Consider the following 13,454-nt stretch of genomic DNA (forward strand, 5'->3'; position numbering starts at 1 on the left):
GTTGACAGAATAGTTATGCAATATTTCTGCGTTAAAAGTTAAATATAACCCGTAATACCCCTTAAACATAGCACAAAATAGCGAAGCCCAAGGTCGGCGAGTATAAATGTCGGCATTCCGCATGAAATGCCGCACATTTTTCGGGGTTTACAATTCTGAAACAGTGGGTTTAGCGATTCTCAATCGACTGGCGCAGCGTGCCTGCCGGGGCATGAACGCTCCCGCCGATATAGCGTACGTCATCCACCGCCCAGCACTGGCCTTCGCGGATCATCAGCACTTCATCCTGCCAGGTTTGGGTGCCCTGGGTCAGCTTCACGCGCAGGGGGATGTTACGCGCATCGGTGTTCGGGATGGTCGAGGCGCTGGCCACTTCGGCGCTGTCCGGCAACGTCGTGCGGCTGGAGAACGGATCGGATTTCAGCAGCGCGTTGTGCTGCGGATCGCGCGTGGCATCGTTCAGCAGTTTTGCCAGCCCATCGCTCAGATACGGACGCAGGCCGGTGAGATCGTTGCTGCGGTGTTGAATGCGATAATCATAGAATTGTTGCGCCACGGTATCCGGGCCACCCTCTATACAGGGGCCGCTGCGGGTACCGATATCCTTAAAGGCTGGCGTGACCGTGGTGGTACACGCGCTGAGCACCAGCGCGCAGGGCACCAAAAGCGTTAAAGCAGAGTAGCGCATGTTGATTTCCTTATTTATTAACTATCCTTTCAATCATAGCGTAACGAACCGATAATGCTGGTGAAGTTATGGGCTAAGGCATTGAACGCTAAAGAAGGAGAGAAACCATGCAGTTTTCAACAACGCCAACCCTGGAAGGGCAGCCGATCACCGAGTATTGCGGTGTGGTCACGGGCGAAGCCATTCTGGGGGCCAACATTTTTCGCGATTTCTTTGCCGGTATCCGCGATATCGTCGGCGGTCGCTCTGGCGCTTATGAAAAAGAGCTGCGTAAAGCCCGGGAAATCGCCTTTAAGGAGCTGGGCGAACAGGCCAAAGCACTGGGGGCGGATGCTGTTGTGGGGATTGATATCGACTACGAAACCGTCGGTAAAGAAGCGAGCATGCTGATGGTGAGCGTAAGCGGTACGGCGGTGAAAACCCGTCGATGAAACGCGCGTTTTCAACACTCCTGCTGGCGCTGTTGCTGGCAGGGTGCGCCACGGAAAAAGGCATTGTGGATAAAGGCGCCTATGAACTGGATACCCGCCACCAGGCGCAGGCGGCCTATCCGCGCATCAAGGTGTTGGTTATCCACTATACGGCGGATGACTTTGACAGCTCGCTGGCCACGCTGACGGACAAGAACGTCAGCTCCCACTATTTGATCCCGGCGAAGCCGCCCGCACCGGACGGTAAACCGCGCATCTGGCAGCTGGTTCCCGAGAACGAACTGGCCTGGCATGCGGGCATCAGCTTCTGGCGCGGCACCAACCGTATTAATGATACGTCGGTTGGCATTGAGCTTGAGAATCGCGGCTGGCAAAAAACGGCCGGGGTAAAACACTTTTCGCCGTTCGAACCTGCGCAAATTGCGGCCCTGGTACCGCTCGCAAAGGACATTATCGCCCGCTATCACATTAAACCCGAGAACGTGGTGGCCCATGCGGATATCGCGCCTCAGCGCAAGGACGATCCCGGTCCGCTGTTCCCGTGGCGCGAGCTTGCAGAGCAGGGGATTGGCGCCTGGCCCGACGCGTCCCGGGTGGCGTTCTATATGAACGGGCGGCCACGGTATCAGGCCGTGGAGACCGCAGCGTTACTTGATTTGCTCGCGCGTTACGGTTACGAGGTCCCCGACAACAGCACCCCCGCTCAGCAGAAGCGCATCATTATGGTCTTCCAGATGCACTTCAGGCCGCAGCTGTGGAACGGCGTGGCAGATGTGGAAACGCTGGCCATTGCCGAAGCACTTTTAGAGAAATACGGGCAGGGGTAATCCTTCGGGATTAACCCGAATGCCTCGTTTTTGTGAGATTGATCATAAGATTAATCTTAAGTACATTCTCAATTCATTTTAAGTAAATTGATTTAAAATCGCCCTCATCTAAGATTGATTCATCGATTCACAGCATGAATCAAATTAAAGAAACAGTCCTCTTTTGGTTTTTTTAATTTCAAAAAGAATACCAACACATTTTACGGCAACGTAACGCCTTGTCGGATAATTTTCTTATTTAAACATCTTAATTGGGTATAATAATGTTAAGCATTTTTGGTAAAAAAACACGTCCCCATCATGAAATGGAAGCCATTATTTCTGCAACGGCCGGGTATGAAGAAAAAACGTTAAGAAAATGGCAAAAAATATCAACCTGCAACTCCGATAATATTCACATTATCGTCAGCGGAGAAGTCGAGTTCCGCCGCAGTTCTGATGACTTATGTATGTTTACGTTACAGGGACAATGTATCTTTGGTCTCTCCGCTATTTTCTACAACTCTACGCATATGCAGGGCGTGGTACGCAGTAATACCGTGGTTCGTACCATACATAAGGACGAATTCCAGCAGTTAATGACTCAGCACGGGCTGTGGCCTGAACTGACTAAAGTGCTGGCCTGGTATATCTGTTTGCTCAGCAAGCGTGATGATGTTTTGGTTGCCCGCAGCGCGTACTCCGTCGTCCGTGAATTCCTGATAGAAATTAACGAACTGATTGTTGACCACCAGCGAGATATTAATATTTATGATTATATTCAGGAATATACCAACCTGGCACGCAGCACTATTATTAAAATTCTCTCAGACCTGAAAAAAGGTCAATATATTGTGGTCGAAAAAGGGCGACTGATTAGCCTGACCACCCTGCCGGAAAAATATTAATCCCCTCCCGCGTCTCCTTTTATTATCGAAGGAGACGCATTTTGCGTTTCGTCAACCGGTGGTGCGGGCATTTTTCCCTTCGCCATATCATCCTGCTGCTGTTTTAGCGCCTGCATAAATAACGTTTTTAATGAATTGTCTTCATCCGGCTGCGTTGCCTGCGCGTGTTTCATCGCCTGTTCGTGCGCTTCGGTGCCGGGTAAGGTATCACGCGAGGTATCATGCGTGACGGGGCTGTCCGGCAATGCGCCATCAGGTGCCTGCTGCCACTCATTTTCGTCGCTATTAATGGGCATATTGTCCATCGGCGGTAAATCTTCCTGCACTTTTACCGACTGCGGCTTCGGCTGCGGGTGCGGGAACGGTTTGGTGACATACACATAATGCATATCAGAAAGGGTGGTGTCTGGCTTCGCGACGCTCACCTTTTTTATCACCGGCGCCGGGTGGCGCAGGTTCCAGTACACGTGCGCATAGAGGCCTGCGACGATCAGCGCGCACAGCCCCAGACACCAGAGCGTCACCACGCTGATAATTTTACTGAATGACGGCAAACGCCATGAGAACCAGACCGGTTCCCCGGTGGTATAGCTGCGCTGGGCAGCGAGGCAGATGGTAGACATTATGCGTGCTTCTCTTGCGTAGTCGGGTTAGCCTGGGTTGTCTGGATCAACACGCTCGGCGTGGTATGGGTTTCGCGCATCAGCTGCATCAGGGTGTCTTCACCCGGAATACCGTCGACGCGGAGGTGCATTTTTTCCTGGAATTCGCGGGTGCGCTTCATCAGCTCCGCCGTCCAGTTTTTATCGTGCGTTTCGCTTTCGCCCAGCGCCACGCTCAGCTGCTGATCCAGCCACTCAAGATCTTTACTGTCGCTGGCGGCGGTGATTTCGTCTTTGCCTGACGGGGTCAGGCGGTGCAGAAGGGTGTAATTGCCCGTTGCGTGCTGGTTATACCACGTGCGGCTCACCTGCCAGGTGCGGTTGTTCATCAGCAGATCGAGGGAATTTTTCCCGGCACGCGCCACGACGGCGTAATTAATGTGATCGCCTGTTTTAATCTCGCTCACCCACGGGTAACCGTCATTCGCCAGCGTGTCCAGGGAGGCATTACCCTGTTTGCACATCAGGTTCACTTTTGCGGCATTCTGGCACAGGGCATCGTCGGCAGAGGCGTCATAGCCCCACATGGCGTAAAGCTGGTGCATGGCATCGGGCTGATTCACCACCTCCTGTTCGATAACCGGCAGTACCGGCGCGTCTGGCGTTTTTACCTGCTGTTTCCAGCTGGTCGGTACCGGCAGCGCCACCGGCAGTTTTGCCGTAATGGACGAGGTCATCATCCAGCCGCAGGCGGTGAACAGGACGGACGCGAACAACCCGACGGAGGCCAGCGTTTTACCACGCTTAGGCGCTGGCAGCGCTTCACCGGTGGCGAGACGCAAATGACGCGGTCCAACGTTTGGCGCCCGTTCGGTCCAGGCGGCCAGCATGGAAAGATGAGCCAGTTCGTTCAGCTTGCTGATGTTGCCTTTGGTCAGGGCGTGGATTTTTTTCACGCGAGCGGGCGTCAGCGGAGAGACATCCGCGCCGTGCTCGTGGCACTGGGCGTCAACGTAGCTCAGGAACTCGCGGCAGGTCAGGTTGCGCAGGGTGTGGCAGGTCAGCACATATTCCTGCAGGGCAGAGGCTTTCAGCATCACTTCCTGGTCGGCCGTACCCATCAGCACAATCGACAGGCGAACATCCAGCTCCTGCGCACGGGTAAGCAGTATGCCCAGCACGTCATAGCCGCTGGCCTTCATCGCCTGCGCCTGGGAAATGACCAGCACCTTGTGGGTCGACTTCGCATCGCGCCACTGGCGAATAATGGCGTCAACCGCCTGGAGCTTGTTCTTCTCTTTCGCTACCGGGTTGAGTTTGAACAGCAGGCTACTGGCGCTCAGCTTTGGAAAGGCATTAATGCCGAGCACCGATTTGCTGTTGGCTTTGAGGGCATCGCTGAACTGCCCCAGCAGTTCGCTGTCGTGGTAAAAGAGCCCGGTGATCCCTGCCTGCTGGCTTTTCTCTTTCAGAAGATTAAACACATCCTGATGATAAGGCACCAGAAAATCGCCCGACTTGCGGGTGATATTTCTGAACGGCGGGGTACTGAATTTAAAATGGCTCTGATACATAACGACTTACCGTCTCTTCTCTTTAATAGCAATGGGCGAAAAGTACGGTAAGCCCCTGTCATGGTCAATTTAACACCAGAGTAAAAATAACCTGTCAGGCCGCATCTAACATTCCCTTTTTTTCCGGTCAATCATTTTCTTCATTAAAGTTAATAGCGAAGCCGGTGGTTTGCACTGGTCACGGTTATTACTATTTGCTCACTAAGTTATGCAGCATACCGCTGCGAATTCCTGCTTTGCTAAAAGGCCCGATAATAATGAGGAACGCATTCCTTTCCAGGCTAATGACGCCCTGCATAATGCTAGTCATGCTAATTTTTTGCAGCCAGCAGGGTTATGTCGTTTTTAAAGATTATAAAAAGGTTACGAATAAGTTAGCGAATGCTGATAAAGCGCCGCTAAAACCGCGTAACAGTGACAAAACGTTCGGTCTTTTTACGGCTGCGGTCCGTCAGGCCGACGTTCCGGCGGCGGTAAAAGCGCCGCTGTCTGCAGAAATTGAAGGCATCATCCGCAGCGATGAGTCGTGGCTGTCGTTCGCCGTGATTAAGACCCCCGCCGGGCAGCAGAGCTACCGGGAAGGGGAGCCGCTGGTGGGGTTCGACGATGCGTATGTGGATGAAATTAATAAAGATAACGTGGTTGTTCAGTATGAAGGCACGAAGCAAACGCTCGCCCTCAAACAGCCGCCTTATTTTAAGGGCGATGCAGGCAATAGCCCGGTGACGAAATCGAAAAAAGATGCCGGCGCGGACAGTCTGCATCTCGATGATTATCTGGTGTTAAAGCCGTTAATCGATAAAGGCCAACTGGAAGGCTTTAACATTAATCCACGCAATGCGTCGCCTTTTTACAGTGAAACAGGACTGAAACAGGGTGATGTGGTGGTGAAAGTGAATGACGTCGATATGACGAAAGAAGCGCAGGCGAAAAATATTATCGCCAACTGGTCGAAAATGAAAGAAGCGGAGGTCGTCGTCAGACGGCACGCTCACCTTGAAAATATTCGGGTTAATGTTCTAAACAATTAACAAGTGTAAATCATGAAGAAATTTCCATGGGCGTGCGTGGCGCTGACCGCATTGTCGTTATATTCCGGTTCGCTGTTTGCAGCCAACTTTAGCGCCAGTTTTAAAAATACCGATATTCGCGAATTTATCGATACGGTAAGTCGCAATCTGAATAAAACGATTCTCGTCGATCCGTCCGTTCAGGGCACGGTGTCGGTGAGAACCTATAACGTGCTGTCGGAAGAGGAATATTATCAGTTCTTCCTGAGCGTGCTGGATCTCTACGGTCTGTCGGTGATCCCAATGGATAACGGCATGATTAAAGTGGTGCGTTCCAGCGTGGCGCGTACCGCCGGGGTGCCGGTGGCCGACAGCAAAAACCCGGGCAAAGGGGATGAGATCATCACCCGCGTAGTGCGCATGGAGAACGTGCCGGTACGCGAGCTGGCCCCGCTGCTGCGCCAGCTGAACGATGCCTCGGGGATCGGCAACGTGGTCCATTTTGAACCCTCTAACGTGCTGCTGTTAACCGGGAAAGCCTCGGTGGTGAACCGCCTGGTGGATCTGGTTGAGCGCGTGGACCGTTCCGGTATGCAGCGTCGTGAAATCGTACCGTTGCGCTATGCCTCGGCGAAAGAGCTCTCCGATATGTTGAACAACCTCAACAATGAAGAGCAGAAAGGGCAGAACGCCCCACAGCTGGCGACCAAAGTGGTGGCCGATGATGAAACCAACAGCCTGGTGATCAGCGGTACCGAAGATGCCCGCGCGCGTACCCGCTCGCTGATTGGCCAGCTCGACCGCGAACAGAACAACGAGGGCAATACCCGCGTCTTCTACCTGAAATACGCCAACGCCTCGAAAGTGGTGCCGGTGCTGACCGGTATCGGTGAGCAGCTGAAAGACAAAGCCGGTACCGCGAAAAGCAAAACCGCCACAACCAATAGCGAGCTGAATATCACCGCCGATGAGTCCACCAACTCGCTGGTGATCACCGCTCAGCCAAACGTCATGAACTCGCTGGAGAAGGTGATCGACAAGCTGGATATTCGTCGTCCGCAGGTGCTGGTGGAAGCCATCATTGCGGAAGTGCAGGACGGTAACGGCATGGATCTCGGCGTGCAGTGGACCGGCAAACACGGCGGCGTGCAGTTCGGTTCAACCGGTCTGCCCATTAGCCAGGTCAAAAACGGCACGATCAAAGGGGCCTCCTTTACTGGCCTGGCGACCGGTTTCTTCAACGGTGACTATGGCGCACTGCTGACCGCGCTCTCCACCAGCGGCAAGAACGATATTCTCTCCACGCCAAGCGTGGTGACGCTGGATAACAAAGAAGCGTCGTTCAACGTGGGTCAGGATGTGCCGGTGCTGTCGGGTTCTCAGACCACCAGCGGCGACAACGTCTTTAACTCGGTTGAGCGTAAAACCGTCGGTACCAAGCTGAAGATTGTTCCGCAAATCAACGACGGGGACATGATCCACCTGAAGATCGAGCAGGAGGTCTCCAGCGTTGACGCCAGCGCCACCGAAGACGCCAGCCTCGGCCCAACCTTCAACACCCGTACCATCAACAACGAAGTGATGGTCCACAGTGGCCAGACGGTGGTGCTGGGCGGTCTGATGGAAAACGTCAGCAAACAGAACGTGTCAAAAGTGCCGCTACTCGGCGATCTGCCGCTGGTGGGGCAGCTGTTCCGCTATACCTCGGAGGATACGTCGAAGCGCAACCTGATGGTCTTTATCCATACCACCGTCCTGCGTGATGACGACAACTACAGCGCGGCGACGAAGGAGAAATACGACCAGATCCGCGCCCGCCAGCGGCAGCGTCTGGAGGAGAAAAAGCTCGGCATCGTTGAGAACACCGATAACGCCGTCCTGCCTGCCTATCCAAAGCAGGATCACTCCATGCCGGTCGGCGTGAGCGCACCTGCTACCACGCGCAACCCCTTCAAAGAGTAAGGGGAGGTGACGCGTGGATGAACTGACGAAACAGCTTTGCACCAGCGGCTTTGCGAAGGAGAACGGCATCCTTTTCTGGAACGACACGGTCTATATCCGTGATGACGTCCCCGCGTTTGCGCTACTGGAGATGCGCCGGGTACTGGGGCGCGCCTTTGTGCCCCAGACGCTGAGCGCGGAGGCGTTTGATGAAATGCTGGCCAAAATCTGGCAGCAGAACAGCGGCGTTTCGCAGCAGCTGGTGGACGATATGGATGCGGATATCGATCTGATGGCGTTAACCGAGGAGATCCCGGACAACGAAGATCTGCTGGATAACGACGAAAACTCGCCGGTGATCCGCCTGATCAACGCCATTCTCGGCGAAGCGGTGAAAGACGGCGCATCGGATATCCATATCGAAACCTTTGAGCGCACGCTGAGCATCCGTTTTCGCGTTGACGGCGTGCTGCGCCCGGTGCTCCAGCCCGCACGTAAACTGGCCCCGCTGCTGGTCTCGCGTATTAAGGTCATGTCGAAACTCGACATCGCCGAAAAACGTCTGCCGCAGGATGGCCGTATCTCCCTGCGCATTGGCCGCAAGGCGATTGACGTGCGTGTCTCGACCATTCCGTCGCAGTACGGCGAGCGCGTGGTCATGCGTCTGCTCGATAAGAGCAACCTGAAACCGGATATCAACAAGCTCGGACTCATTGATGAAGAGCTGGAAAAACTGAAAGGGCTGATTAACCGCCCGCACGGCATCATCCTGGTCACCGGGCCGACAGGCTCCGGTAAAAGTACCACCCTGTATGCCATTCTGTCGGCCCTGAACGGACATGAACGCAACATTCTGACCGTCGAAGATCCGATTGAGTACGAGCTGGAAGGGGTGGGGCAGACGCAGGTCAACCCGCGCGTGGACATGACCTTTGCCCGCGGCCTGCGCGCCATTTTGCGTCAGGATCCGGACGTGGTGATGATCGGGGAAATTCGTGACGGTGAAACCGCGCAAATCGCGGTGCAGGCGTCGCTCACCGGTCACCTGGTCATGTCTACGCTGCACACCAACAGTGCGGCGGGGGCCATCACCCGTCTGCGGGATATGGGGCTGGAGTCCTTTTTAATTGGTTCGTCGCTACTCGGCGTCATTGCCCAGCGTCTGGTGCGTCGGCTGTGTCCGCACTGCCGTACCACCAGTCCGCTGGATGACAATGAAAAAGCGCTGTTTAGCTTTATGGATAAGCCACCAAAGGCCATCTATCGCGCCGTTGGTTGCGACCAGTGCCGCCAGAGCGGGTATCAGGGACGCGCGGGCATTCACGAGTTTCTGGTGGTCGACAGCGCCATGCGTCGCGCCATTCATGAAGACAAAGATGAGATGTCCATTGAGACCGAGCTGTTCAAACAGGCCTACAGCCTGCGCGAAAACGGGCTGATGAAGGTCATCAGCGGTATCACGTCCCTTGAAGAGGTGATGCGCGTGACCGCCGAGCGTGGAGGCGATGAATAATGGCTTTCTACGCGTGGACCGCGACCGATGCCGCCGGGAAAACCCAGCGCGGCACGCTGCAGGCGGAAGGACCTAAGCAGGTGCGCCAGTCGCTGCGTGAGCAGAAGCTGATGCCGCTCACCATCACCGAAACCCGTGAAAATGCGGCCAGCGCTAAAGCCAAAACCGGCGCCAGACTCTCTGTGCCGGTGCTGTCGATGTTCACCCGTCAGCTGTCAACGCTGGTTAACGCGTCGCTGCCGCTGGAAAGCGCCCTGAAGGCCATTTCAAAGCAGACGGAAGACAAAAAGCTGGCGGCTATGGTGACGGAGATCCGCGAGAAAGTGGTGGAAGGTCATACGCTGTTTGATGCCTTCAGCCAGTTCCCGCGCACCTTTGACAAGCTGTACTGCACGCTGGTGATGGCCGGGGAAAAAACCGGCCACCTCGGCGATGTGCTGGAGAAGCTGGCAGAGTACAACGAGCAGCGCCAGAAGATGAAAAGCAAGCTGACGCAGGCGATGGTCTACCCGATCACCCTGACGGTGGTTGCCGTGGCGGTGATCAGCATCCTGCTGGTGGCGGTGGTACCGCAGGTCATCGAGCAGTTCGTGCACATGAAACAGCAACTGCCGATCACCACCCGCACGCTGATTGCGGTGAGCGATTTTCTGCAGGCGTACGGGATCTACATTGCCGGGGGGCTGTTCGGCGCAATCGTGGGCTTTAAGACGTGGGTGAAGAAAACCACAAACCGCTTTCGCTGGCACAGCTGGCTGGTGAATGGCTCGCCGATCAAAAAGCTGGTTTGCGCCATCAACAGCGCCCGCTATATCCGCACGCTCAGCATTCTGCAGGCCAGTAGCGTCCCGCTGCTGGAGGGGATGTATATCGCGATGGACGGGATCGAAAACCTCTATGCCCGGCAGGTGCTGGAGCAGGCGGCGGATACCGTACGTCAGGGCGCTTCTCTGTATAACGCGCTGGACCAGGCGAAGCTCTTTCCGCCGACCATGCTGTACATGATTGCCTCCGGCGAAGAGAGCGGGGAATTAGGTTCATTAATGGATCGCGCCGCGGAAAACCAGGAATCGGCATTACAGCATCGAATTACGTTAACGCTGTCGGTATTTGAACCGGCACTGGTGGTGACAATGGCGACAGTGGTTTTATTTATCGTGCTGTCAATATTACAACCGCTTCTTCAGCTCAATAATATGGTGGGTTAAATATGTCTTTAAAACGAAATAGCCTGAAAGGTCAGGCCGGCTTTACCTTGCTCGAATTAATGGTGGTGATCGTTATTCTCGGTGTGCTTGCCAGTATGGTGGTACCAAATTTAATGGGGAATAAAGAAAAAGCCGATGCCCAGAAAGCAACCAGCGATATTGTGGCGCTGGAAGGTTCGCTGGATATGTACAAGCTGGATAACCACCGTTACCCCACGACGGAGCAGGGGTTGCAGGCGCTGGTCACCAAACCTGATATCGCGCCTATCCCGAAAAACTACCGTGATGATGGCTATATTCGCCGCCTGCCGGAAGATCCGTGGGGCAATGATTATATTCTGGTCAGCCCGGGTGAACATGGCGCAGTGGATGTTTTCTCTGCGGGCCCGGATGCCGAAGCGAATACCGCGGATGATATTACCAACTGGTCTTTAGATAAAAAAGAGAAGTAATGAATAAGCAACGTGGGTTTACCTTACTGGAAATTATTCTGGCGCTGGTGATATTCGCCTCCTGCGCCATGATGGTGGTGTCGACAATCCCCTCGCGCAGCGGCGCGGATATTTTCGGTCAGCAGTTAAAAGCCCTCGTTGAATATGGTTCAGACCGTGCGGTAATGGACGGAAATATCGTTGGGCTGGTGATCACCACCTCAGAATATCAGCTGGTGACCTGGGCCGAAAAAGAGGGCGAACGACACTGGGAACCCTTAACCGCCGGGCGCATTGTCACCCACGGCCAGTTCCCGGAAGAGATGCACGTGTCGCTGTCACCGCAGCGCATTGCTGCCACAACCGACGCCACGCCGCAGATTGTCTTTTTGCCGGACGGGGAGATAAGCCGCTTCACGCTGTCCCTGCAGAGTTTCGATAAAAAACAGCGTTTTCGCGTGGTGTCGCAGGGGGCATCACCGGTTTCGGTAGAGAACGATGACTAAACGCAAAGAACAGGGGATGACCCTGCTGGAAGTGATGGTCGCTCTGGTCATCTTCTCCACCGCCGCGCTGGCGCTGATGAACTCCGTCTCGCTGAACGTGCGCTTTACCCATGGCCTGGCCGATTCGCTGCAGGCGAGCTGGGTGGCGGAAAACCAGCTGGCGGAAGCAAAGCTGAGCAACACGCCGTTCCCGGATGCCCTGCAGACAGGGACAGAAATCATGGGGGGGCGAAGCTGGATCTGGCGCAAGCAGCGGGTGAAAACCGCCGAAAATCGCTTTGCCGATGAAGTGCAGGTGTACGCCGAGGATGATGAAGACAAACCGGTGTTGAGCCTGCAGATACCGGAACCCGGAGAGGTGAAATGAGTAAGCACATTCAGCGTCAGCAGGGCTTTACGCTGCTGGAGATCATGATTGCGCTGACCATCTTCGCGGTTATCAGCACGCTTGCCTGGCAAATTCTGGACGGGGCGATGCGCACCTCGAACGCCACCGACGTGGCGGCGACTCAACTCAACCAGCTTCAGCGCGCCTATAACCTGCTGGAGCGGGATTTCTTTCAGCTTCAGGCACGCGCGCCACGCAACGAGCCTGACGTATTTGTCCAGCACGACGATGCGCTGGAGCTGACCACGCTGAACGGCGTGAGCGGTCAGGTCCAGCTGGAGCGCGTGCGCTGGCGGCTTGAGGACAAAAAACTGTGGCGAGATATCTGGCCGGCTATCGACAGCCCTGCCGATGTGAAGCCAGAAGAGGTGCCGATCCTCAGCGATGTCAAAGAGATGACGTGGCGCTTCTGGAAAGAGGGCTGGCAGAACAAATGGACCGACACGGCGCATCAGCCGGACGGCGTAGAACTTCTGCTGACCATGGAGAATGGCGATACCTGGCGCTGGGTATTTACCACGCCGGGTGATATGCCGGTCGCCCCGGCGGCACCAACAGAACAAACGCCTGCGCCATCGGGGGATGCGGCCACGCCAGCGCAGCCGCAACCGCAGCCGGTGCCCGCTCCGTCAGGAGAGAACAAATGAGCGGAAAATCGGTTCGAAAACAGCGCGGTGTCGCGCTGCTGGTGGTGCTAATTTTGCTGGTCATGATGTCGGCGCTGGCGGCCAAAATCAGCCAGCAGTTCTGCCGCAATCTGCAGAAAACCCGTTATCAGGTAAGCCAGCAGCAGCTGCGCTGGGCCATTCAGAGCCAGCAAAAAACCATTGAAGGTCTGCTTCAGACCTACGCCAGCGGTGACAGCCAGGGGCTGTCGCCCAAAGGGGAGTGGACAGAGCCGGTGGAGACAGAGGGTGAACACTACACCGTGGTGAGCCAGATTGAGGATGCCCAGACCTGCTTTAACGTCAATAACCTGCTGGCGGCCGATCCGACCCCCGCGGTACAGACCGCAGGGGCGCTGCCGGAAAAACCGGTCAAAGCGCGCATCGTTGAGCAGCTTCTGACCGACAGCGGCATTTCCGCCGGTGACGCAGAAGAGATTTACCAGCAACTAATGGACTATCTCGACGGTGATACCACAACGGCAAAAGAGGGGCTGGAGACAGATGCCTGGGCCGGCGTTGAGCCCGCGCGGCTGCCTGCGAATCAGATGATGCGCACCCCCGGCGAGCTAAAGCTGCTGCCCGCGTTTCCGGTGGCGGCCTACGGCAAGGTCAGTAAAGTGCTGTGCGCCTTACCCGACACCGCCAGCAAGGTGGATGTCAACACCCTGACCGAAGAACAGGCACCGCTATTGGCAGCCCTGTTTATCGGCTCCCCGTGTGGCGATATCGCGCAGCGGGTCTTTGCGCTTGGCGCCCTGGCGGGTGTGGGGACCATGGAGG

At 55.4% G+C, this 13,454-nt stretch carries 15 protein-coding genes; 12 read left to right on the forward strand and 3 right to left on the reverse strand.

The genetic code is table 11. The features are described 5' to 3' along the window. Positions 1 to 169 precede the first annotated feature (169 nt). Positions 170 to 688 (reverse strand): lipoprotein, encoded by a 519-nt coding sequence (locus AK59_RS0115715; RefSeq protein WP_013097359.1) that lies wholly within the window; start codon positions 686 to 688, stop codon positions 170 to 172. A gap of 107 nt (positions 689 to 795) precedes the next feature. Between AK59_RS0115715 and AK59_RS0115720 the strand changes: the two genes are divergently transcribed. The 3 genes from AK59_RS0115720 (at position 796) to AK59_RS0115730 (ending at position 2,833) form a co-directional block, all read left to right on the forward strand. After that, positions 796 to 1,119 carry a heavy metal-binding domain-containing protein gene (locus AK59_RS0115720; RefSeq protein ID WP_029883199.1) on the forward strand — a complete coding sequence of 108 codons (324 nt, stop codon included), beginning with the start codon at positions 796 to 798 and terminating at the stop codon, positions 1,117 to 1,119. Beyond that, a complete protein-coding gene (locus tag AK59_RS0115725) occupies positions 1,116 to 1,946 on the forward strand; it encodes an N-acetylmuramoyl-L-alanine amidase (protein WP_013097358.1) in 831 nt (276 codons plus the stop codon). The genes AK59_RS0115720 and AK59_RS0115725 overlap by 4 nt, the downstream gene beginning before the upstream one ends. 263 nt (positions 1,947 to 2,209) lie before the next feature. Then, entirely contained in the window at positions 2,210 to 2,833 is a 624-nt protein-coding gene (locus AK59_RS0115730) for a helix-turn-helix domain-containing protein (RefSeq protein ID WP_029883200.1), read from the forward strand. On the opposite strand, the gene AK59_RS0115735 is transcribed toward AK59_RS0115730, so the two are convergent. After that, positions 2,830 to 3,456, reverse strand: a complete 627-nt coding sequence (locus AK59_RS0115735; RefSeq protein WP_029883201.1) for a hypothetical protein — start codon at positions 3,454 to 3,456, stop codon at positions 2,830 to 2,832. The two genes, AK59_RS0115730 and AK59_RS0115735, sit on opposite strands and share 4 nt — an antisense overlap. Then, a complete protein-coding gene (locus tag AK59_RS0115740) occupies positions 3,456 to 5,009 on the reverse strand; it encodes a peptidoglycan-binding domain-containing protein (RefSeq protein ID WP_029883202.1) in 1,554 nt (517 codons plus the stop codon). Before AK59_RS0115740 ends, AK59_RS0115735 begins: the two co-directional genes overlap by 1 nt. A gap of 299 nt (positions 5,010 to 5,308) precedes the next feature. On the opposite strand from AK59_RS0115740, the gene gspC reads away from it, so the two are divergent. The 9 genes from gspC to gspK all read left to right on the forward strand — a co-directional run. Next, a complete protein-coding gene (gene gspC / locus AK59_RS0115750) occupies positions 5,309 to 6,040 on the forward strand; it encodes a type II secretion system protein GspC (RefSeq protein ID WP_029883203.1) in 732 nt (243 codons plus the stop codon). Positions 6,041 to 6,052: 12 nt separating this feature from the next. Beyond that, positions 6,053 to 7,981, forward strand: a complete 1,929-nt coding sequence (gene gspD / locus AK59_RS0115755; protein ID WP_029883204.1) for a type II secretion system secretin GspD — start codon at positions 6,053 to 6,055, stop codon at positions 7,979 to 7,981. Between the two features lie 13 nt (positions 7,982 to 7,994). Beyond that, complete coding sequence (gene gspE / locus AK59_RS0115760) at positions 7,995 to 9,473, forward strand: type II secretion system ATPase GspE (RefSeq protein ID WP_013097351.1); 1,479 nt, start codon at positions 7,995 to 7,997, stop codon at positions 9,471 to 9,473. Next, the gene (gene gspF / locus AK59_RS0115765) at positions 9,473 to 10,681 is read left to right on the forward strand and encodes a type II secretion system inner membrane protein GspF (RefSeq protein ID WP_020689910.1); all 1,209 of its coding nucleotides are present in this window, start codon (positions 9,473 to 9,475) and stop codon (positions 10,679 to 10,681) included. The genes gspE and gspF overlap by 1 nt, the downstream gene beginning before the upstream one ends. 2 nt (positions 10,682 to 10,683) lie before the next feature. Beyond that, positions 10,684 to 11,133 carry a type II secretion system major pseudopilin GspG gene (gspG, locus tag AK59_RS0115770; protein ID WP_013097349.1) on the forward strand — a complete coding sequence of 150 codons (450 nt, stop codon included), beginning with the start codon at positions 10,684 to 10,686 and terminating at the stop codon, positions 11,131 to 11,133. Continuing rightward, positions 11,133 to 11,618, forward strand: coding sequence for a type II secretion system minor pseudopilin GspH (gene gspH, locus AK59_RS0115775; protein ID WP_020689911.1), 486 nt, complete (start codon positions 11,133 to 11,135; stop codon positions 11,616 to 11,618). The genes gspG and gspH overlap by 1 nt, the downstream gene beginning before the upstream one ends. Next, on the forward strand, positions 11,611 to 11,985 hold the full coding sequence (gene gspI / locus AK59_RS0115780; RefSeq protein ID WP_029883205.1) for a type II secretion system minor pseudopilin GspI: 375 nt from the start codon (positions 11,611 to 11,613) through the stop codon (positions 11,983 to 11,985). Before gspH ends, gspI begins: the two co-directional genes overlap by 8 nt. Then, on the forward strand, positions 11,982 to 12,653 hold the full coding sequence (gene gspJ, locus AK59_RS0115785; RefSeq protein ID WP_029883206.1) for a type II secretion system minor pseudopilin GspJ: 672 nt from the start codon (positions 11,982 to 11,984) through the stop codon (positions 12,651 to 12,653). Before gspI ends, gspJ begins: the two co-directional genes overlap by 4 nt. Further along, on the forward strand, positions 12,650 to 13,454 hold an 805-nt coding region (gene gspK / locus AK59_RS0115790), incomplete at its 3' end, for a type II secretion system minor pseudopilin GspK (protein ID WP_050491988.1). The genes gspJ and gspK, both read left to right, overlap by 4 nt.

Origin of the sequence: Enterobacter sp. T1-1 (assembly GCF_000710795.1) — a bacterium.
Taxonomy (GTDB): domain Bacteria; phylum Pseudomonadota; class Gammaproteobacteria; order Enterobacterales; family Enterobacteriaceae; genus Enterobacter; species Enterobacter cloacae.